Consider the following 18,360-nt stretch of genomic DNA (forward strand, 5'->3'; position numbering starts at 1 on the left):
AGGGGAGATCGATGTGAGTAGTGAATATAATAAGCAGCTTGAATATGCGATCGACGAGATAACGGAGATCGCTGAAGGGTTTGGGCTTGATTTCTACCCGATGCGTTATGAAATTTGCCCGGCGGACATTATCTATACATTTGGCGCATATGGAATGCCGACCCGTTTCTCTCACTGGAGCTTTGGAAAACAGTATCACAAAATGAAACTACATTATGACTTGGGTTTGAGTAAAATATATGAGCTCGTAATCAACTCTGATCCATGTTATGCATTCTTATTGAATACGAATAGCTTAGTGCAAAACAAGCTGATTGTAGCTCACGTATTGGCCCACTGTGATTTCTTTAAAAACAATGTACGTTTTCAGAATACAAACCGTGACATGGTCGAGAAAATGTCCGCAACGGCTGAGCGTGTTGCTCATTATGAGAAGGTTCATGGACGTAAAAATGTCGAAGAGTTTATTGATGCGGTCTTAGCCATTCAAGAACATATCGATCCATCACTCCTCCGTCCGAAGCTCGCCTGGTCGCTTGAAGACCTTGAGGAAGAAGAGGAAGAAACAGTACGGATTACACCATATGACGATTTATGGTCTCTTGACGAAGCTAAGAAGAAAGAAGAGGCACCTAAGAAAAAGCGGAAGAAATTCCCGCCACGCCCTGAGAAAGATATCCTTTTATTCATTGAAGAGCACAGCAGAGAGTTAGAGCCTTGGCAGCGTGATGTGCTAACCATGATGCGGGAAGAAATGCTTTATTTCTGGCCTCAGCTTGAAACGAAAATCATGAACGAAGGCTGGGCTTCCTATTGGCACGCACGTATTTTACGTGAAATGGACTTAACGAGTGACGAAGCAATTGAATTTGCGAAACTGAACGCAGGTGTTGTACAGCCATCAAGAACGCAAATTAATCCGTACTACTTAGGTCTTAAAATATTTGAAGATATTGAAGAGCGGTATGATAATCCGACTGAAGAAATGAAGTTAAATGGCGCAAAGCCTGGGGCTGGTCGTGAGAAGATGTTTGAGGTGCGAGAGATTGAGTCAGATATCTCCTTTATTCGAAACTATTTGACGAAAGACCTTTGCTTTAAAGAAGATTTGTATTTGTTCCAAAAGCAAGGCAGGGATTATAAAATTACGGAAAAAGATTACCAGGCCGTTCGCGATCAGCTCGTCACCATGCGAGTAAACGGTGGTTTCCCATATATCACCGTGCAGGACGGGGATTATTTACGGAACGGGGAGCTCTATTTAAAACATCATTTTGAAGACGTGGAATTGGACCTGACCTATCTTGAGCGTGTTCTTCCGTATTTGTATCAGCTATGGGGGCGCACCGTTCATATGCAAACGATGGTGGAAGGGCGTAGCGTGCTGTTTACGTACGAAGGGAAGAAGGTTGGGAGGAAGTTTATATCTTAAGAAGTAAAGGGACCGTCACACGGTCTCTTTTTTTATTTGTTAAAATTTGTTTAGTACATACGGGAACCTTTTTCCAATCTTTACGTCAAAGGTAGTGAAAAGGGAGGAGGGATTACGACCTTGGAACTTATGGATGGAGAAATACAGGAAATGCTTCGGGATGAAGAGATGAGAGAACAATTTATTGAGCGAATGATTGACCACTATAACCAACAGATTCTATGGCTTGCTTATACGTATGTTAAAGATCATGCGCTTGCTGAGGAAATTACACAAGATGTTTTTCTGACGTGTTACCACAAAATTAATACATTTCGAAATGATTCTAGCATACGAACTTGGCTGTACAGAATTACGATAAATAAGTGTAAAGATCAATTAAGGAAGAAGAAAATACGGTCTTTCTTAACGTTTGAAAATCATAAACAAGATAACCTCGCTGTTGAGGAAAATCACCCTGAATCGATTACCTTTCAATCCATGGAAGATCAGGTATTGTCAGAACGCGTACTGGCGCTGCCAACGAAATTCAAGGAAGTCATCTTTATGCATTACTTTGATGATATGAAGATACAAGAAATTGCAGACGTGTTGAGTGTGAAGGTAAATACGGTGAAAACGCGATTGAATCGCGGGCGAAAGATGCTCAAATCCATGTATGAGGAGGGATCGGAATGAGCGTTGAGGACAAATTGAAGAACCTTCGGAAATCGATGAAAGAGACTTCCTTAAAAGACGTTGAGGCGGATAAAGAAAATACGAAACAGTATGTGATGAATCATAAGAAAAAACGCTTTTCTACTAACGGGCCTAAGCGTTTAGGTCAAATTGGTGCAAGTCTTGTTGCTCTGGCGGCGCTAATGCTCTTTGTCGTCATTGCCGGCAGTGGGGGCTTGAGTTTAACTCAAGGGGATGAGCCAGGTGTGGTTCAGAATGAATCGACCAAGGATCTCCGTTACGAGATGGTCGTTATTCATGACGGGGAGGAGCTAGGTGATCAAGAATGGAAACACATCTATAATAAACAACCAATGGAGAACTATATGAAGGAAACGCAGGTACTGTCTGATCAAACAATGGAAGCAAGACGCATACTAGCAAGCACGCCAAAGCCAGAGGGAATGTACTTCCCGATTGCTTATGTGTATGACACGGAAGGGAATGAGTTGGTTTACCGGACAGATCGTAAAGAAGATCTGAAAGACTTCCTTTCGCGTCTATATCAATCGCCTGAATCAGATGAAGCGACGGGGGAGTATGAGCTTATCGGTATTTCGATAGGGGATTCCTTTAACAAAGTATTAGAAGTGATGGGAGAACCTGATTACTATAGCCCAGGCTCAGATTATGCTTCACCTTATGCGGGCTACGAAGAGAATGGGACACTCGTTGTGGGCGTTTCTATAAATGAACAGAGTAATGTGGATGGGATTGATATAGAAGTTGTAAAAATGGAAGGAACAGATCTCCCAAAAACGCGAGAGAACATAGAAGAACAGTATGGGCAGTCAACCGAGTCAAAGAATGTGGTTTGTAGTGAGCAAGAAACCTGTCTTGTCCAACAGTATGGCCAGATGATTGTGAAGTATATGCCAGATGGAACAACAGTGGACTCGATCGAATACTACACATCAGAACAAGCAGACGAGATTTTAGAAGTATTTAAACCAATTGAAGAAGGTACCGTAAGTGCCATCCATGTGAAAGAAAAAGGGGAGAGCAGAGAGATGTCTGAGGTATTGAGTGAGCATAAAGGCTTGGCGCTCTCTAACTCGATCGCAATTACGGAAAAGTATTATTCAGAAATTCCTTCTCATTACAACATGTACCTACAAGCATTGTTAACTTACGACCTCAACAAACATGGTGAGGTTGTATTCCTAAATGGAGACGGGGAAATCTTGTTCCGAACGAAAGATGCAGCAAAAGCAGATCATTATTTAGGGAATTGGGAAGTGAAGAAGTAACGTTTAACCACGCAAAGATGACTTTGCGTGGTTTTTTGTAAGAGAGACTTGAGTAAAAGCTGCATGACAAGTTCATTCGTAGTATTCTATAGCATCTTCGAGGAAGGATAGGATTTCTTGACTAATGGGATACAAGTTGAGACGAGAAGAGATTGCTTCTGATTTTCGTGCCTCAAAGAACTTTTCTGCTAATGCATGGTCCCCTTTGAACGTCTCGTTCGAAAGTAGAAGGCTATCTTGAGCGATGAGCTGACCTTCTTTGGAATGAGGCGGCTTCTGTTCGTCTATGCAAATTTCGATACGTTTAATGAGGTTTATCCATTTTTTCGTTTCAGGAGAGTCCTTGTTCATTTTGGGAAGACGTTCTTCTAATTTATTTTTTTCTTTCTCAGTAAATAGATCTTTCATCGACTCATTCTTTTGTTTTTCCATAGAGGGTTCATGCTCTCGAGGTAAAAGAGGGAGCAGGTGGTTCCACCGAACTTCGCCTTCTAACTCGAGAGTATTAAAGAGCTCATTTGTGAATTGAAGTGAATGCTGTAAGTTTTCAAGATCTGACTGGAGTTGCCTCTTATGGATAGTGAGAGTGCGTTTAATAGTCATGTGACCTAAGATTTTCTGAATATCTTTAAGGGATATGGAAGCGGCTCTAAGAAGTAGGACTTTCTCTAGTTCTATAACATCTTCGTTCGTATAAGAGCGCCTTCCGTTTTCCTTTTCGCGTGTAGGTGACACCAGTTTAATTTGATCGTAATAGCGGAGCGTTCGTAAGGATACATTCAGTTTCTTGGCCACCTCTCCAGTTGAATAATACTCCATTTCATCATACCTCCTAAAAAATTCTTGCACATTACGTTACGTAACCAACTAGTATTTAACATAACATAGACAAAATCTGGAGGGATTCAAATGAAGAAAAAAATCCAATGCGGAGTAAAATGGACGAATCGTGAATTTGTGATTGCCCTATTATTCACGTTTATTGTTGTACCAGTGTTAATTGAGGTGGTTGTAAAAGGTCTCTTGTATGATTGGGTTGAGAATGACCTTTACGCTGGTACGATGACAGGTTTAATCATGGCGATCACATTTATAGCTGTAGTTTTTCTCATAGCATTACGTCCATTTGGATATAGTTGGCGAGAGGTTGGAGTTCGAATGTTTCCTATGCAGTACTGGAAATGGATCATTTTTTGGACGCTCGTTTATATATCAGTTAGCATCCTAATTGTAGTCGTGTTAGATCTTTTTCAAGTGGGGGTGGCGAATAAGAAGACAGAATCTCTGACAGCGAATGTTACCTGGATTACTTTTATAATAGGATTTATTTCTGCGGCTATCATTTCCCCGATTTATGAAGAGATCTTTTATCGAGGTTTTCTATACAAATGGATCAGGTTGAAATGGGGAGTTAGAGCGGGTTTGGTGCTCAGTTCTGTCATCTTCATGCTCGTACATATCCCTACTTATAATACACTTCCTGTCGTATTTATAGGTGGTCTTATATTCGCATGGGCATACGAGAAGTCTGGCTCAGTCGTCCCATCCATGATCATTCATGGAACATTTAATGGAATTGCCGTTACGCTTACGGCTTTCGCCTAATTGAAATGCAATTTGTTGAGTTGAGTGAGAATGGTTTTCATTGACGTTTCTCATTTTACCCTTATAATTAAAAGTAGATGAGAATGAGTTTCAATTATAGGGAGAGTTGTATATGGAATTAAGAGAAGCCATTATGAATAGAAGATCCATTCGTTCCTTTAAGAAAGAAGAAGTAGACGTTTCAACTATAGAAGAACTATTAGATATCGCACGATATGCACCGAATCATAAAATGACGCAGCCTTGGCGTTTTGTCGTATTAGATCGTCACGATCAAGCGCCTCTGCAACATCTCATTAAGAGCAAAAAGGCGCTTAAGAAAGGGAAGCCAGTTCCGGAAGAGGAGCCAATTGCTGATGATGCACCGTCTCACATGCTAGCCGTCATTATGAATGTCAATGAAAAAGAGAAAGTCTACCGTGATGATTATGGAGCGGTATCCAGTCTCATTCAGAACTTCTCGTTACTCGCTTGGGAGCGGGGGATAGGAGTCGTTTGGAAAACGCCTGGATTCATGCAAGATGAAGAAATGAAACAACTCCTTGATATAGGTGAGGATGAAGAATTGGTAGGACTTCTCCATATAGGGTATCCAGCTGTCGTACCAAAAATGAAGGAACGAGATCCACTCGATTCAAAACTCCGCTATGGCTTAACTAGGGATTCTGAGTAATCTTTCAGATAGAGGATCGGCTTAATGATTGCAATAGGAAAGCTTGCGCTTGGTTGATCAAGCGCAAGCTTTTTATGTAGTCTGTAGTCATAAATGGCGAATGAAACGTTCAGGTTGATTCAGAAAATCCTTCGTTAATTTAACGTGCTCAATGTCCTCAAATGAAACCTTGTTGAGGTCTCCTTCTTCAATTTGGTAAATGTCAGCGTCAGGTAACGCCATTAACATAGGAGAATGGGTGGCGATGATAAACTGAGCATCTTCTTTTACCATCTCTTTAATCATAGAGATGAGGGATAGTTGCTTTAATGGAGACAACGGGGCCTCTGGCTCATCTAGTATGTATACGCCTCCTGGTTTAAACCTGGCTTGGAAGAGATCCAAAAAGCTCTCACCGTGTGAACGGATCTCTAAGCCCTCTCCGTAAAGTTGCTTGAGCTCATGGATGGTTCTAGCATAGGGGAGCACCTCTAGTGAATACGGATCTTTCTCTTTAATTTCACGTAATTTTTCTTTTGATTCTTCGCGTACTTCTGCTATTCGTTTCGTAAACGAAATGAAATCCTCTGCCCGAAAGAAGAGCCCCTTTTTCGTTCGGACTCTCCACGTTACCTTCATGGCATCTCCTAAAGGTCTCACAGGATCAAGTGAAGGTTCAAGATCAATGGACTCACCACCGATTAGGATGCTCCCAACATTTGTGGCCAGCCCTTCTAGAAATGTGGATTTACCTGTACCATTTTCTCCGACAAGAATCGTAATAGGTTTGTTAAAGGTAAGCTGGTTAAATGTTTCTATGAACGGAAGCGAGAAAGGATACTCGTTCTTCTTTGCTTTTGTCGGGAGTTCTACGGACTTTAGTTGGATCATACGTTCACTCCTTTTTAAACTGTTATCGAATGAAGAAGAAATAGACGCACACAATTCCGATATCAGCCAGAGAGTGGCTGACCATCGTTCCAATCATGGTATTGTACTTGTGCCTCATCCATCCCCAGAATAATCCTGCGATAAATACAGGAACCACAAATAAAAAATTAACCGGCCACTCAAAAATGGGTACAAGGGAAAGGAGGTGGTACAAAGAATAGAAAAAAGCCGTGATGAAAATGGCTCGTCTAAGTCCTTTTCGCTCCACAATTTTAGTGTGCACATACCCGCGCCAATACGTTTCTTCAAGAATAGGGTTAATGATAACCAAGACGAGGACCATCACAATAATGCCTTTGTCTGTAATTCCCCATCTCTCTAAAAGCGATATGGCTTTTTCTTTATTTATAATCCAATCATGAAGAACAGCTACTCCACCGAAGATAGATATAAAGGCAATAATTCCACTAATCAGTCCGATTTTAATGGAGTGGTGCGGCTTATGAAAGCATATCCAGTTCAATGTTTCGCGCCACGTCTTGCGCTTTATAACGAGCCCATCGATTAATGGGACAAGAAGTAACCAACTATAGAAAAGCCAAAAGGTGAGGGGAACGCTTGAGAAAACTTGCAACCCAATAAAGATCATCACCGATGGCCCGTAGTACAACACATACCGCATGCCAATATCCTCCAATCGAACTCTTCTTTAGTGTAACAAAAGATACTCGTCTAGTATTAGGAATAGACGAGCTACTTTAATCTTTTGTTGTCCAAACCTCTCTTATTTTGAGCTTCTTCATATTTTGGTTCAAAAACGGTCACAATAATCTTTGATTCTTGAAGAAGGTGAAAGAATGCAGAAATTATTTTCGGTATTTTTAATCGTAATGTATATAGCGTCTATGCCGATCATGGCAAAGAACAACGCGAAATCGGCTTCTAGCATTAACGAGCCTATCCCAAATTCTTATCGAATGAATATCCCTATCATTCGACAAATGCCTGAACTTCCACGCGGCTGTGAAGTAACGAGTCTTGCCATGGTGCTTCATTCAAAGGGAATTAGGGTAGATAAAATGGACCTAGCAAGAAAAGTGAAGAAGAATCCCGCGATCTACAAAGTTAAAGGTGGAAAAATCTATTTTGGAGATCCAAATGATGGATTTGTAGGAGATATGTATACGTATAAAAACCCAGGGCTAGGAGTGTACCACAAGCCAATACATGAACTGGCAACGTCTTACGTAGGTGACCTTGCCGTTGATTTAACAGGTCAACCGTTTGAAGAGCTTCTTCGTGAAGTTGCAAGAGGTAATCCAGTCTGGGTAATCCAAAATTCCCACTTTAATACCCTTCCACCACAACAGTGGGTGACATGGCATACATCAAACGGTCCCATTCGTGTGACGTACAGGGAGCATTCTGTTGTTATGACAGGTTATGATTCGAAGTACATTTACGTAAATGATCCTCTAACCGGAGAGCAAAATCGTCGTTTGCTTCGATCCTCCTTTATAAAGGGGTGGAAGCAAATGGGCTCCCAGGCGATTACGATTCAAGATGGGAATGAGGAGATATTTAATTTTTGGCAAAGAGGTAATTGAGATGGATGATTTAAGAGTGCTGTACAAGTTTATGGGGAGATTAATATGGAAAAGTGAACTAAGTTTAAGGTGAGAACCCACGAAGCTCTTCGGCTTCGTGGTTTTTTAGTGGGTGGTATTAGAGGTCGGCGGGACCGGCTCATGTTTCGGTTTAATGGCTCAATAGCGTGGGCAACCGGCTCAAGTTAGAGTTATACGGCTCAAGAGGGGAGGAAACCGGCTTAATTTTTCGAATTAATGACTCAAGAGGGGAAAAGAACAGCTCAAGTCCCATTCATAACGGCTCAAGTGGTGAGGGAGTGGCTCAAGAAGAGAGAGGGACGGCTCGAGTTAGAGAAATAACGGCTCAAGTAGGCGGAGCACATGATTGGAGATCAGCGGACCGGCTCATGTTTCGATAAAAGGGCTCAAGATCGTGGGCGACCGGCTCAAGCTGGGAGAGCTCCTATCCCAGCTTGAGCTCTCCACTTGCTAAAACCATCTCATACCCATGATTAAAGAATATCCGAAAAAAGATTACATTACAGAACCCTAACAATTAGAGCATAACTGTACACAATGTTGCGACAATTTGATACACTATATCGAACCGGAATTTTATAATGGGATAGGTGAAACTAGTCGTTGTCCCTTTAAGTAGAGTAACCTAACGAGATGAGGTGGTTCAAAATGAGTATAAAGCCATATTTGTTAACGGATCAGGGGTTTGTGAATCGCGATGAGCTTTATTATCCGTTTGAAGAACGGGGGCTTCAGTTTGGTGATGGTGTTTATGAAGTTATTCGAATTTATAACGGAAACTATTACTTAATTAAAGAGCACGTAGAGCGATTGTTCCGTTCGGCAAAGGCAATCAAGATTAATGTGCCTTACTCGAAAGAAGAAATGTATGAGAAATTAGATGAACTTCTTACAAAAAACAGTGTTGAAACTGATGCCAAAGTATATTTACAATTAACGCGAGGATCAGCTCCTCGTGATCACGCTTTCCCTAAAGATGTTCAGGCGAATTTGTATGCGTATGTGCAGGATCTTCCTAGGAAAGTGGAATCTTTGCAAAACGGTGTGACTACCATCACGCAGCCAGACGTTCGGTGGGATTATTGCTATATTAAAAGTTTAAATCTGTTACCAAACGTTATGGCTAAGCAAGAAGCGACTGAAAAGGGTGCATTTGAAGCCATACTCCACCGGAATAAAAAAGTAACAGAGGGTAGCTCTTCAAATGTATATCTCGTCAAAGATGGAATTGTCTACACGCATCCTGCAACAGAAAATATTCTGCATGGGTGTGTACGTATGCGTGTTGTAGCGTTGACGACTCAACTGGGCTTTCCGTTTATTCAGGCGGCATTTAGTTTAGAGGACATCGCGGAGGCTGATGAATTATTTATTACGAGCAGTACCGCAGAAATAATGCCTGTCGTTAAGGTAGACGATATTCAAGTTGGAACGGGTAAGCCAGGACCTGTAACACAGCAACTTCAACAAGCTTATGAAAAAGACGCTAAAATTCCTCAATCAAATTCAATCTTTCCTCCCGCAGCAGAAGAACGCCCTGTGTCCGGATAGATGAAAAGCATGGTCCCAGTCATTATTGGGACCATGCTTTTTTTGTATAGAATGAATGCCTCTTCTGCACTACGCTTTAGTCAGATGTTAAATACTAGTGAAAATGTATGGATGTTACTCTCCGTTCTTACATACACTGTACTAGTTGTCCATTTTGTACTTCTTGAGTGGAAGTATATATACACATACGAGAGGGGAGAACACGCATCATGAATGCACTAGTACTTAAATTGTTTAACCTGGCTAGTTTTGTTTATTTAATTGTCACTTCGGTTTTCATTGCGGACTTTATGGGTGGGGACATGGAACAAGTCTATGTTATGCCCGCGCCGTATGCCTTTTCGATTTGGGGACTTATTTACTTGTTGCTGCTATGGTTTGTTGTGAAATCTTTTTTTGCAGACGAAGAATTGGATCGAGTCGTGAAGGGCATTGGTCTTTGGTTTCCGATTAGTATGATCTTATCGGGGACATCAGTCGTAGTGGGTACAAACCCTTCGATCCTGTTTATTGCCTTGTCACTACTTACGCTTTGTGTGGTGTATACGATTATTCAAGGGTTAGGTTTATCATCGACTCAATATCGCATTCCCTTCTCAATCTATTTAGGGTGGACATCAATCGCGACCATTGTTGCAGCTTTTGTAGCGGTAAAAGGGAATGGAATTGAGGAGATCCTTTCTATCGGGGAGCTTGGGTGGGCAGTCATTATGCTCACAGCCGGAGGCCTCATTGCACTGGCTTTTCACTTTTTGCAAAAAGATTACTTGTTTCCTCTCGTTTTTGTTTGGGGGTACGTGGCGGTCTATCAATATCAAGACAGTGCTCTTATTAAATTTATTACGGGTGGATTTGCGGCTCTATTGTTGATTGTTCTTTGTGTGAACTGGTTTAAAACAAAAGGGAAATAAAACCCAAAAAACCTGCCCTATATGGAGCAGGTTTTTTGATGTGAAGAATAACTGAATTTATTGTTATGTAGGATCTATATCATAGGCTGGGTGTATTTGAAAATGTGGAGGACGATGCCGATCGTACTTAAGGCAACCCCTATAAAGAATGGCCATGGGTTATCGTGTTTTTGGCGGTCAAACGTGCGGACTGTAATGATGCTATATACTAACGCGGCAATAGGAATAGAGATATAAAATGAGCCAAATAAAAAGCCAATCCCTCCAAAAAACATGGCCAGAATACCCAAGTGGTTTTGTTGTGGGAGACTTTCTAAGTACTCTTGTTCTTCTGGTGAAAGATCTTTCTGAACCACAGGTTTTCTAGGTCTGTAAAGCAAATGTAACGACCTCCCTTAATCCAATTGCTTTTTCTCATTATATGTGAAGGGGAGTTTATTTGTAAAAGATTTTGAAAATAAACGATTACTACTAATCTACATAAACTTCAAGACTTGATTTTATAAAAGAAATCTATTACGATATACACAAGATATATGATTAAAAATTAATAAAACACTATATATTGATATATGAGCGAGTTGCAAGGTGCCTATTCAAGGCTTGAAAGGGAATCTGGTGAAAGCCCAGAACTGTCCCCGCAACTGTAAGTGTGGACGAAATGAGACATTCCACTGTGCGAAATATGCATGGGAAGGGCTCAGAGTAGGACGATGCACGAGTCAGGAGACCTGCCTGCCCTCGCTAAAAGTTTCTTTTTCTTCGGGGATTGAGAAGATGAAACGATAGCCTCAGCCGGATGAGCCTGACGTTGGTTCATCTTGTTGTCCTGTCGTTTGATCCGTTTCTCTTTCCCAAATGGAAGAGGAACGGGTTTTTTTATTTTAGAGGAGGTTATCACATGACAATCGTTCAAAAAAGTACGGGGATTTACGCTGTTTTAGAAGAGGCGCATAAAGAGTATCCACATCTTGAAGTAGAGAGATTAGGTAGGCTTGCCGATCAGTTGATCCAAACCAAAAGGATTGAATCCTATCATCAACTTTACAACGAGTTGATCTTAAAAGGGTTGGACCAAATGGATGAAGAAGAGCCGGATTGGACATTTGTATGTGCGCGAATTTATGCTCACTATTTGTATGAACAAGCTGCTCTTCATCGCCACCATACAAAGGAAGAAGACTATCCCGACTTTTATTCTCTTATTCAGTCGCTACATACAAAAGGTATTTACAGTGAACGTCTGTTAACAAGTTATACGAAAGAAGAGGTTGAACAATTAGGAAGTGAAATCGTTCCAGAGCGTGACACGTTCTTCACCTACATTGGGTTGAAAACACTGGCCGACCGGTACTTGGCAACAGATCATGATGGGCGCTTATACGAGCTTCCACAAGAACGATTTATGATTATTGCGATGACGCTCATGGCGGAAGAAGATACGAATCACCGTCTTCCTCTTGTAAAAGAAGCCTATTGGGCGCTCAGTCATTTGTATATGACCGTGGCGACACCGACGCTTGCTAACGCAGGGAAAAGCTACGGGCAGTTATCGAGTTGCTTTATAGATACAGTCGATGATAGTTTGCAAGGCATATTTGACAGTAATACAGACATTGCCAATCTATCGAAAAGTGGAGGAGGACTAGGTGTTTACCTCGGAAAAATTCGCTCTCGAGGCAGTGATATTAAAGGCTTTAAAGGTGTAAGTTCGGGTGTAATCCCTTGGATGAAGCAGCTGAATAATACGGCCGTAAGTGTCGATCAGCTTGGACAACGCCAGGGTGCCATTGCTGTGTACTTAGATATCTGGCACCGTGATATCTTCTCTTTCCTAGATGCCAAGTTGAATAACGGGGACGACCGTCAGCGTACCCACGATTTATTTACGGGCGTCACATTACCCGATTTATTTATGGAGGCGGTAGAGAACCGGGAAGATTGGTATTTGTTCGACCCTCATGAAGTACGGACGGTGATGGGCTATAGTTTAGAAGACTATTATGATGAAAAAGAAGGTGATGGCAGCTTTCGAGAGAAGTATTGGGATTGTGTGAATGAACCTCGTTTAGAGAAAAAGAAGGTTCCGGCAATCGACATTATGAAACGGATTATGGTCTCACAGCTCGAAACAGGTACACCGTTTATGTTTTACCGTGATGAAGTGAACCGTAAGAATGCCAATAGCCATAAAGGAATGGTGTACTGCACGAATCTATGTACGGAAATTACGCAAAATCAAAGTGCAACAACGGTGAAAGAGCACTACACGGAGGATGGTCAAATTATCACTGTGAAAGATGCTGGGGATTTTGTTGTCTGTAATCTATCGAGTATTAACCTTGGTAAATCTGTCCCAGATGAGGCACTTGAACGCTTGATCCCGATTCAGGTGCGTATGCTCGATAACGTCATCGAGCTGAACAACATCCCTGTCTTACAAGCACAGCTCACGAATCAGCGCTATCGGGGGATTGGACTTGGAACCTTCGGATGGCATCACCTTCTCGCTGTACAAGGGATTCGCTGGGAGTCAGAAGAGGCTGTTCAGTACGCTGACTCGTTATATGAAAAGATTGCGTATCTTACCATTCAAGCCAGTCATGAGCTGGCGCGAGAGAAAGGGGCTTATCCTTACTTTGAAGGGTCGAAGTGGCAAACGGGCGATTACTTTACGGAGCGAGGGTATGACAATGAAGAATGGACGGCTTTAAAGGATGGGGTTCAACAAGATGGCGTACGAAATGGGTATCTGATGGCGGTTGCGCCAAACTCCTCGACTTCTTTAATTGCGGGTAGTACAGCGAGTATTGATCCAATCTTCCAGAAATTTTACTCGGAAGAAAAGAAAGATTATAAGATTCCCGTCACGGCACCTGACTTAACACCGACTACTTATTGGTTTTATAAATCTGCGTACGAAATCGATCAGAAATGGAGCATTCGTCAAAACGCTGCCCGACAGCGTCATATTGACCAATCGATTTCGTTTAATATGTACGTGAAGAACACAGTTCAAGCGAAGGAGCTACTAGACATGCATCTAACAGCTTGGAGAGAGAAATGTAAAACGACGTATTATATGCGTTCGACAAGTACAGAGGATCTTGAAGACTGTGAAAGCTGTTCATCTTAAGGAGGGAAAAAGCATGAAGACTCAATTACAGAAGAGAAACCTATATGACATTGATGCTCCCAATCGTTCAACGGGCATTATAAACGGGAGAAGTTCAAACGTATTAAACTGGGATGATGTACGATTCAGCTGGGCCTATCCAATGTATAAAAATATGCTAGCAAATTTCTGGATCCCAAATGAAATCAATATGGCGAACGACCTGAGGCAATGGGACGAACTGAGTGATCAAGAGCAGGATACGTTCAAGAAGATTATTGGACTTCTAGCCTTTTTGGATTCGATTCAGACTGATTACAGCGGGAAAGTAGCTGATTATTTAACAGACTCCAGTTTAACAGCTCTTATGCAGGTGCTCTCCTTTCAGGAAGTTGTTCATAATCAATCCTATTCCTATGTATTATCTTCACTTGTTGATAAGCAAGAACAAGATGCCATCTTTGAATACTGGAAGCATGATGAAGTCCTGCTAGAAAGAAATGCATTCATTGCAGAAGGGTACAGAGACTTTGTCGAAGAGGAATCGGTTGAGTCATTCTTAAAGTCGATTGTGTATGACGTGGTATTAGAAGGCCTGTTCTTCTATGCAGGGTTCGCTTTCTTTTATAATTTAGCTCGTAATCAAAAGATGGTTTCAACGAGTACGATGATTAATTATATTAACCGAGATGAACAGATCCACGTTAATTTATTTGAGCATATATTTAAAGAAGTGATCGCTGAAAATCCTGAATATAATACCGGTGAATTGATGCAGTTTGTGACGGATACATTTAAAGAAGCTGCCGACCTTGAAATTAAATGGGGGCGCTACATTATCGGTGATGACTTTGAAGGTTTATCGATGCAAGAAGTTGAGGACTATATCAAATTCATGGCCAATAAACGGTGCAAAGAACTCGGTGCCGAGAAACCATTTGATGGCTATTCCAAAAATCCTCTTAAATGGATAAAAGCCTATCAAGACGTCAACAGCGGAAAATCAGACTTCTTCGAACAGAAATCACGCCAGTACACCAAAGTTCACTACCAAGACAACGGATTCGATGACCTCTAACATGGTACACTAAACCATAACAAACAAAACCGTGCCAGACATCCTTTAGCAGAATAAAGGGTGTCTGGCACGCGCTGTTGCTTTAGAGCGATGAAGGGTGTCTGGCACCCTTTCACTCTTTAGTGTTGTGCAGTGATGAGGGGGATGTTTATATGGTGGATGAAAAGTTAAGGGAGATTGAGAGGGAGTATGGGGTGAAGGTGTTGTACGCGTGTGAGGCGGGTAGCCGGGCGTATGGGCTTCAGAACGAAGCGAGTGATTATGATGTGCGATTTATTTATGTACATCCGCTTAATTGGTATGTATCTATTGATCAGAAGCGCGACGTCATTGAAAAGCCGATATCAGAGCAATTGGATGTCAGCGGGTGGGAATTACGAAAGGCGCTCAACCTACTCAGAAAGTCAAATCCTTCGGTTCTTGAGTGGCTTCATTCTGACGTTGTTTATGAGGAGGATGGAGCGTTTATGAATGCATTAAGGGACATCACTCAGAAAGCGTTCAACCAGGTATCTGTTCTGCACCATTATCACAAGATGGCAAAGCGGAATTTGAAAGAACTGGGGCAGGGGGAGGAGGTAGCGGTTAAGAAATATCTCAATGTAGTGCGACCCGTTTTGATGTGTTTCATGATTATGAAATCCGGTCAATTTTTTGGGATTAATATCTGGTACGCTGTGGATACGCTGGCTCACAATAAACGTCTAAACGAAGAATTAAGATCTCTATTAGAAACTAAGGTCCATCGTCCGAGTCAAACAAAGTTGCATCGACTTTGTCATGTAGATGCTTTCATTGAAGAACAAATGGAAGAAATAGAAATCTATTTGCAGAATGCCAAAAGAAGAAGTGTAGATGTTACAAAGGATTTAAATGATCTTTTTAGAAGTACAGTTAAAAAGTATGGACAATAAAAGGCGTAAATGAATGGTGTATCCAGCGTGTGTGTACATAAGTTTAACCCTTCAAAAGCTTGAGTATATGGACTAATACTCAAGCTTTTTTATTTAAAGAACTAATTGAAGGAGAGAATAGAAAGCTTGTCACAAATCAAATAACATTTTTCCGGTAATTGTAAACCAAACATTCTCTACAAATCCAACCAGTATCACGGCTGCAAGGAATGCAAATATGGACAAAACGATTTTACTTCGTTTATTGATCTTTATAAAGGGGTTATATATCCTATCTATTTGATTTATAAAAGGAAAGAAAATTAAGGAAGCAACCATTATAGCTATGACGTCCACCTTATTAAATGGTGGGCTAATGTAATGGTTAAGTAGGACATTTAGTACAAAGCCAACGCTAAAGATAAACATCTGAAATAAAAAGAACTTCTTCATAACATAACCCCGATCTTTTATAGATAGGTTCATTATACATAAATGAAAATTTCCAAAAAACCTCTTTACCTTAACGTGACGTTAAGGTTTACGATAGATTTATAAACAAAAGGGGGAATATGTTTTGAAAATAAAAGAAGCCGCTAATCGTTTAAATACGACGCCGAGAACGATTCGTTTTTATGAAGAAAAGGGATTGATTCAGCCTGACAAAGGAGAGAACGATTATCGCTCATACAATGATCACCATCTATGGAAGCTCCAAACGATCTTGTCATTAAGAGAAGTGGGTATGTCCACGCAGCAAATTAAACACACGCTTCAAAATGAAGAGGAAGTAGAGCGCTATTTAAATGTGCAACGCTCTGCTTTGTATGAACAGTGGCTAGAAATCAAAGATATGATAGGAACAATTGATCAAATGCTAAATAAGAGTACGGGTGAAGGATTTAGTGAAGAAGATATCTTCGCCCTAGCTGATCAGTTGAAGAACGTGAAAGAGAAGCGTAAAGGATGGGAGGATCAATGGGATTTTAACAGCAAGGCGCGTGACTATGATAGGAGTCTGAAGATGAATGGCTATCGTTTTAATGTTCATAAACATTATGAAGAAGCTCTAGCAAAGGCCATTGAGGTTGTCCAACCAAAAGAAGGGGAAAAGGGTGTTGATATTGGCGTTGGCACAGGGAATCTTGGTTCACAGTGTATCCCAAAAGGGGCCTCTATCATAGGTGTGGACCAGTCGGATGAAATGCTTAGCGTGTGCAAAGAAAAACACCCGCAGATCGACGTTCGTCATGGACATTTTCTCGCGCTTCCCGTCATGGAGGGTGAGGTTGATTTCATTACGACGAGTTATGCTCTTCATCATGTGACAGAAGAAGAGAAAGAGCTGGCACTCAGGGAGATGGACCGTATTTTAAAGCCTAATGGACGGATTGCAATTGTGGATCTTATGTTTGCTGATCAACATGATCGCGAACGTGTTATTGGTGATTTCAAAGATGCTGGCAACCAGGAAGCGATTTTTGCTATTGAGGATGAATACTATGCGAATCGATCGAATTTGGTGGCTTGGTTTGAACAGCTTGGGTACAAGGTACACACCCATCCATTTAACGACATTTTGCATATGGTGTACGCAGAAAAACAGTAGCTCCTTACTCTAAAAAACACTCAGACTTTAAAATCTGAGTGTTTTGTGGCTTTGCCATGATATTATTCGCAAAAATCCTCCCCATTCGCCGTTCCCCAATCATGCATCGCATGAAGAATAGGCATTAGCGTGGTCCCTTTATCTGTTAATGTATATTCAACTTTCGGAGGCATTTCATCGTATTGTTTTCGATTAATAAATCCGTCAGTTTCTAGTTCTTTCAGCTGCTGCGTTAACACCTTATGTGACACCCCTGGTAACAAACGTCTGAGCGCATTGTATCGATAAGCCCCTTCTGTTCCGAGATGCCAGAGGATCACCGGCTTCCATTTCCCGCCCATTTTCTTTAATGTATATTGAATCGAACATTTTAATTTTCCGTGTTCATCTGTTAAGAGAGTCTCGTCCATTTGTTGCCCTCCTTTTCTTACTTTTAGGTTAGTCTCTAACCTAAAAGTGCATACTTACATACTGAACTATACTTATATACAATAACAATTGTCAAAAGAAAAACAGGAGGGAAAAGATATGCAACCATATCCAAGAAATTTCTCACACATTGGACTATCCGTACCTAACGTTGATGAAGCGGTTAAATTTTATACAGAGGTATTTGGATGGTATGTCATTATGGAGCCATCTCCGGTTTACAATGACGATACACCAGTAGGCCAAATGTGCCGTGATGTTTTCGGCAATGACTGGGAGGAATTCCGTATTGCCCACTTATCTACAGGAGATCGCATTGGAGTTGAGTTATTCGAATTTGGGAACAATGAAACCCCAGAAGACAATTTCGAGTATTGGAAAACGGGAATCTTCCACTTCTGTATTCAAGACCCTAACATTGAAGACATGGTAGAAAAAATTAAATCCTACGGCGGTAAGCAGCGCATGCCAATCCGTGAATACTACCCAGGCGAGAAGCCTTACAAAATGGTATATGTAGAAGATCCATTTGGAAATGTGTTTGAAATTTATACGCACAGCTACGAGTTAACATACTCTGCTGGTGAATATTAATAGTA

Annotated in this window: 19 protein-coding genes and 1 riboswitch; of the genes, 13 read left to right on the forward strand and 6 right to left on the reverse strand. The window is 41.3% G+C overall.

Translation table 11 applies throughout. The features are described from left to right. Positions 1-13 precede the first annotated feature (13 nt). The 3 genes from ACYX4O_RS03725 (at position 14) to ACYX4O_RS03735 (ending at position 3,399) form a co-directional block, all read left to right on the forward strand. The gene (locus tag ACYX4O_RS03725; RefSeq protein WP_476354692.1) at positions 14-1,432 is read left to right on the forward strand and encodes a SpoVR family protein; all 1,419 of its coding nucleotides are present in this window, start codon (positions 14-16) and stop codon (positions 1,430-1,432) included. Positions 1,433-1,561: 129 nt separating this feature from the next. Continuing rightward, complete coding sequence (locus ACYX4O_RS03730) at positions 1,562-2,110, forward strand: sigma-70 family RNA polymerase sigma factor (RefSeq protein WP_476354694.1); 549 nt, start codon at positions 1,562-1,564, stop codon at positions 2,108-2,110. Then, the gene (locus ACYX4O_RS03735) at positions 2,107-3,399 is read left to right on the forward strand and encodes a hypothetical protein (RefSeq protein WP_476354696.1); all 1,293 of its coding nucleotides are present in this window, start codon (positions 2,107-2,109) and stop codon (positions 3,397-3,399) included. Before ACYX4O_RS03730 ends, ACYX4O_RS03735 begins: the two co-directional genes overlap by 4 nt. Before the next feature lie 72 nt (positions 3,400-3,471). On the opposite strand, the gene ACYX4O_RS03740 is transcribed toward ACYX4O_RS03735, so the two are convergent. Next, a complete protein-coding gene (locus ACYX4O_RS03740) occupies positions 3,472-4,218 on the reverse strand; it encodes a MerR family transcriptional regulator (protein WP_476354698.1) in 747 nt (248 codons plus the stop codon). 90 nt (positions 4,219-4,308) lie between these two features. Between ACYX4O_RS03740 and ACYX4O_RS03745 the strand changes: the two genes are divergently transcribed. Further along, complete coding sequence (locus ACYX4O_RS03745) at positions 4,309-5,004, forward strand: lysostaphin resistance A-like protein (RefSeq protein ID WP_476354700.1); 696 nt, start codon at positions 4,309-4,311, stop codon at positions 5,002-5,004. A gap of 112 nt (positions 5,005-5,116) precedes the next feature. Beyond that, positions 5,117-5,677 carry a nitroreductase family protein gene (locus ACYX4O_RS03750; RefSeq protein ID WP_476354702.1) on the forward strand — a complete coding sequence of 187 codons (561 nt, stop codon included), beginning with the start codon at positions 5,117-5,119 and terminating at the stop codon, positions 5,675-5,677. A gap of 87 nt (positions 5,678-5,764) precedes the next feature. Here ACYX4O_RS03750 and ACYX4O_RS03755 read toward each other — a convergent pair whose 3' ends face one another. Both ACYX4O_RS03755 and ACYX4O_RS03760 read right to left on the reverse strand, forming a co-directional pair. Further along, positions 5,765-6,547, reverse strand: coding sequence for an AAA family ATPase (locus tag ACYX4O_RS03755; RefSeq protein ID WP_476354704.1), 783 nt, complete (start codon positions 6,545-6,547; stop codon positions 5,765-5,767). 22 nt (positions 6,548-6,569) lie between these two features. Then, entirely contained in the window at positions 6,570-7,229 is a 660-nt protein-coding gene (locus ACYX4O_RS03760; RefSeq protein ID WP_476354706.1) for a CPBP family intramembrane glutamic endopeptidase, read from the reverse strand. 175 nt (positions 7,230-7,404) lie between these two features. Between ACYX4O_RS03760 and ACYX4O_RS03765 the strand changes: the two genes are divergently transcribed. From ACYX4O_RS03765 to ACYX4O_RS03775, 3 genes are all read left to right on the forward strand, one after another. Further along, positions 7,405-8,154 (forward strand): C39 family peptidase, encoded by a 750-nt coding sequence (locus tag ACYX4O_RS03765; RefSeq protein ID WP_476354708.1) that lies wholly within the window; start codon positions 7,405-7,407, stop codon positions 8,152-8,154. Positions 8,155-8,823: 669 nt separating this feature from the next. Beyond that, positions 8,824-9,726 (forward strand): D-amino-acid transaminase, encoded by a 903-nt coding sequence (gene dat / locus ACYX4O_RS03770; RefSeq protein ID WP_476354710.1) that lies wholly within the window; start codon positions 8,824-8,826, stop codon positions 9,724-9,726. Positions 9,727-9,935: 209 nt separating this feature from the next. Beyond that, complete coding sequence (locus ACYX4O_RS03775) at positions 9,936-10,637, forward strand: hypothetical protein (protein WP_476354712.1); 702 nt, start codon at positions 9,936-9,938, stop codon at positions 10,635-10,637. Positions 10,638-10,711: 74 nt separating this feature from the next. Here ACYX4O_RS03775 and ACYX4O_RS03780 read toward each other — a convergent pair whose 3' ends face one another. Then, a complete protein-coding gene (locus ACYX4O_RS03780; protein ID WP_476354714.1) occupies positions 10,712-10,993 on the reverse strand; it encodes a cell division protein FtsK in 282 nt (93 codons plus the stop codon). 213 nt (positions 10,994-11,206) lie between these two features. Continuing rightward, positions 11,207-11,390: riboswitch (cobalamin riboswitch) on the forward strand. A gap of 148 nt (positions 11,391-11,538) precedes the next feature. On the opposite strand from ACYX4O_RS03780, the gene ACYX4O_RS03785 reads away from it, so the two are divergent. The 3 genes from ACYX4O_RS03785 to ACYX4O_RS03795 all read left to right on the forward strand — a co-directional run bounded on the left by ACYX4O_RS03785 (position 11,539) and on the right by ACYX4O_RS03795 (position 15,744). After that, positions 11,539-13,773 (forward strand): ribonucleoside-diphosphate reductase subunit alpha, encoded by a 2,235-nt coding sequence (locus ACYX4O_RS03785; protein WP_476354716.1) that lies wholly within the window; start codon positions 11,539-11,541, stop codon positions 13,771-13,773. 13 nt (positions 13,774-13,786) lie between these two features. Beyond that, positions 13,787-14,830 carry a ribonucleotide-diphosphate reductase subunit beta gene (locus ACYX4O_RS03790; RefSeq protein WP_476354718.1) on the forward strand — a complete coding sequence of 348 codons (1,044 nt, stop codon included), beginning with the start codon at positions 13,787-13,789 and terminating at the stop codon, positions 14,828-14,830. Positions 14,831-14,982: 152 nt separating this feature from the next. Further along, positions 14,983-15,744 (forward strand): nucleotidyltransferase domain-containing protein, encoded by a 762-nt coding sequence (locus ACYX4O_RS03795; protein WP_476354720.1) that lies wholly within the window; start codon positions 14,983-14,985, stop codon positions 15,742-15,744. 129 nt (positions 15,745-15,873) lie between these two features. Here the strand turns inward: ACYX4O_RS03795 and ACYX4O_RS03800 are convergent, their stop codons facing one another. Beyond that, positions 15,874-16,209 (reverse strand): hypothetical protein, encoded by a 336-nt coding sequence (locus tag ACYX4O_RS03800; protein WP_476354722.1) that lies wholly within the window; start codon positions 16,207-16,209, stop codon positions 15,874-15,876. A gap of 91 nt (positions 16,210-16,300) precedes the next feature. Here ACYX4O_RS03800 and ACYX4O_RS03805 point away from each other — a divergent pair, with 91 nt between their 5' ends. Beyond that, positions 16,301-17,332, forward strand: coding sequence for a MerR family transcriptional regulator (locus ACYX4O_RS03805; protein ID WP_476354724.1), 1,032 nt, complete (start codon positions 16,301-16,303; stop codon positions 17,330-17,332). A 62-nt stretch (positions 17,333-17,394) separates the two neighbouring features. Here ACYX4O_RS03805 and ACYX4O_RS03810 read toward each other — a convergent pair whose 3' ends face one another. Continuing rightward, positions 17,395-17,742, reverse strand: a complete 348-nt coding sequence (locus ACYX4O_RS03810; protein ID WP_476354725.1) for a winged helix-turn-helix transcriptional regulator — start codon at positions 17,740-17,742, stop codon at positions 17,395-17,397. Positions 17,743-17,860: 118 nt separating this feature from the next. On the opposite strand from ACYX4O_RS03810, the gene ACYX4O_RS03815 reads away from it, so the two are divergent. Next, entirely contained in the window at positions 17,861-18,355 is a 495-nt protein-coding gene (locus ACYX4O_RS03815; RefSeq protein WP_476354727.1) for a lactoylglutathione lyase family protein, read from the forward strand. Positions 18,356-18,360: the final 5 nt, after the last annotated feature.

The sequence above is a fragment of the Pontibacillus sp. ABV4_188 genome (assembly GCF_056311905.1).

What these genes read in the sequence shown, in the direction of transcription:
- ACYX4O_RS03760 (WP_476354706.1), bottom strand. Translation starts at nt 7,229, where the DNA reads ATGCGGTATGTGTTGTACTACGGGCCATCGGTGATGATCTTTATTGGG.
- ACYX4O_RS03765 (WP_476354708.1), top strand. Translation starts at nt 7,405, where the DNA reads ATGCAGAAATTATTTTCGGTATTTTTAATCGTAATGTATATAGCGTCT.
- ACYX4O_RS03775 (WP_476354712.1), top strand. Translation starts at nt 9,936, where the DNA reads ATGAATGCACTAGTACTTAAATTGTTTAACCTGGCTAGTTTTGTTTAT.
- ACYX4O_RS03740 (WP_476354698.1), bottom strand. Translation starts at nt 4,218, where the DNA reads ATGGAGTATTATTCAACTGGAGAGGTGGCCAAGAAACTGAATGTATCC.
- ACYX4O_RS03735 (WP_476354696.1), top strand. Translation starts at nt 2,107, where the DNA reads ATGAGCGTTGAGGACAAATTGAAGAACCTTCGGAAATCGATGAAAGAG.
- ACYX4O_RS03745 (WP_476354700.1), top strand. Translation starts at nt 4,309, where the DNA reads ATGAAGAAAAAAATCCAATGCGGAGTAAAATGGACGAATCGTGAATTT.
- ACYX4O_RS03800 (WP_476354722.1), bottom strand. Translation starts at nt 16,209, where the DNA reads ATGAACCTATCTATAAAAGATCGGGGTTATGTTATGAAGAAGTTCTTT.
- ACYX4O_RS03795 (WP_476354720.1), top strand. Translation starts at nt 14,983, where the DNA reads ATGGTGGATGAAAAGTTAAGGGAGATTGAGAGGGAGTATGGGGTGAAG.
- ACYX4O_RS03810 (WP_476354725.1), bottom strand. Translation starts at nt 17,742, where the DNA reads ATGGACGAGACTCTCTTAACAGATGAACACGGAAAATTAAAATGTTCG.
- ACYX4O_RS03785 (WP_476354716.1), top strand. Translation starts at nt 11,539, where the DNA reads ATGACAATCGTTCAAAAAAGTACGGGGATTTACGCTGTTTTAGAAGAG.
- dat (WP_476354710.1), top strand. Translation starts at nt 8,824, where the DNA reads ATGAGTATAAAGCCATATTTGTTAACGGATCAGGGGTTTGTGAATCGC.
- ACYX4O_RS03755 (WP_476354704.1), bottom strand. Translation starts at nt 6,547, where the DNA reads ATGATCCAACTAAAGTCCGTAGAACTCCCGACAAAAGCAAAGAAGAAC.
- ACYX4O_RS03815 (WP_476354727.1), top strand. Translation starts at nt 17,861, where the DNA reads ATGCAACCATATCCAAGAAATTTCTCACACATTGGACTATCCGTACCT.
- ACYX4O_RS03750 (WP_476354702.1), top strand. Translation starts at nt 5,117, where the DNA reads ATGGAATTAAGAGAAGCCATTATGAATAGAAGATCCATTCGTTCCTTT.
- ACYX4O_RS03730 (WP_476354694.1), top strand. Translation starts at nt 1,562, where the DNA reads ATGGATGGAGAAATACAGGAAATGCTTCGGGATGAAGAGATGAGAGAA.
- ACYX4O_RS03790 (WP_476354718.1), top strand. Translation starts at nt 13,787, where the DNA reads ATGAAGACTCAATTACAGAAGAGAAACCTATATGACATTGATGCTCCC.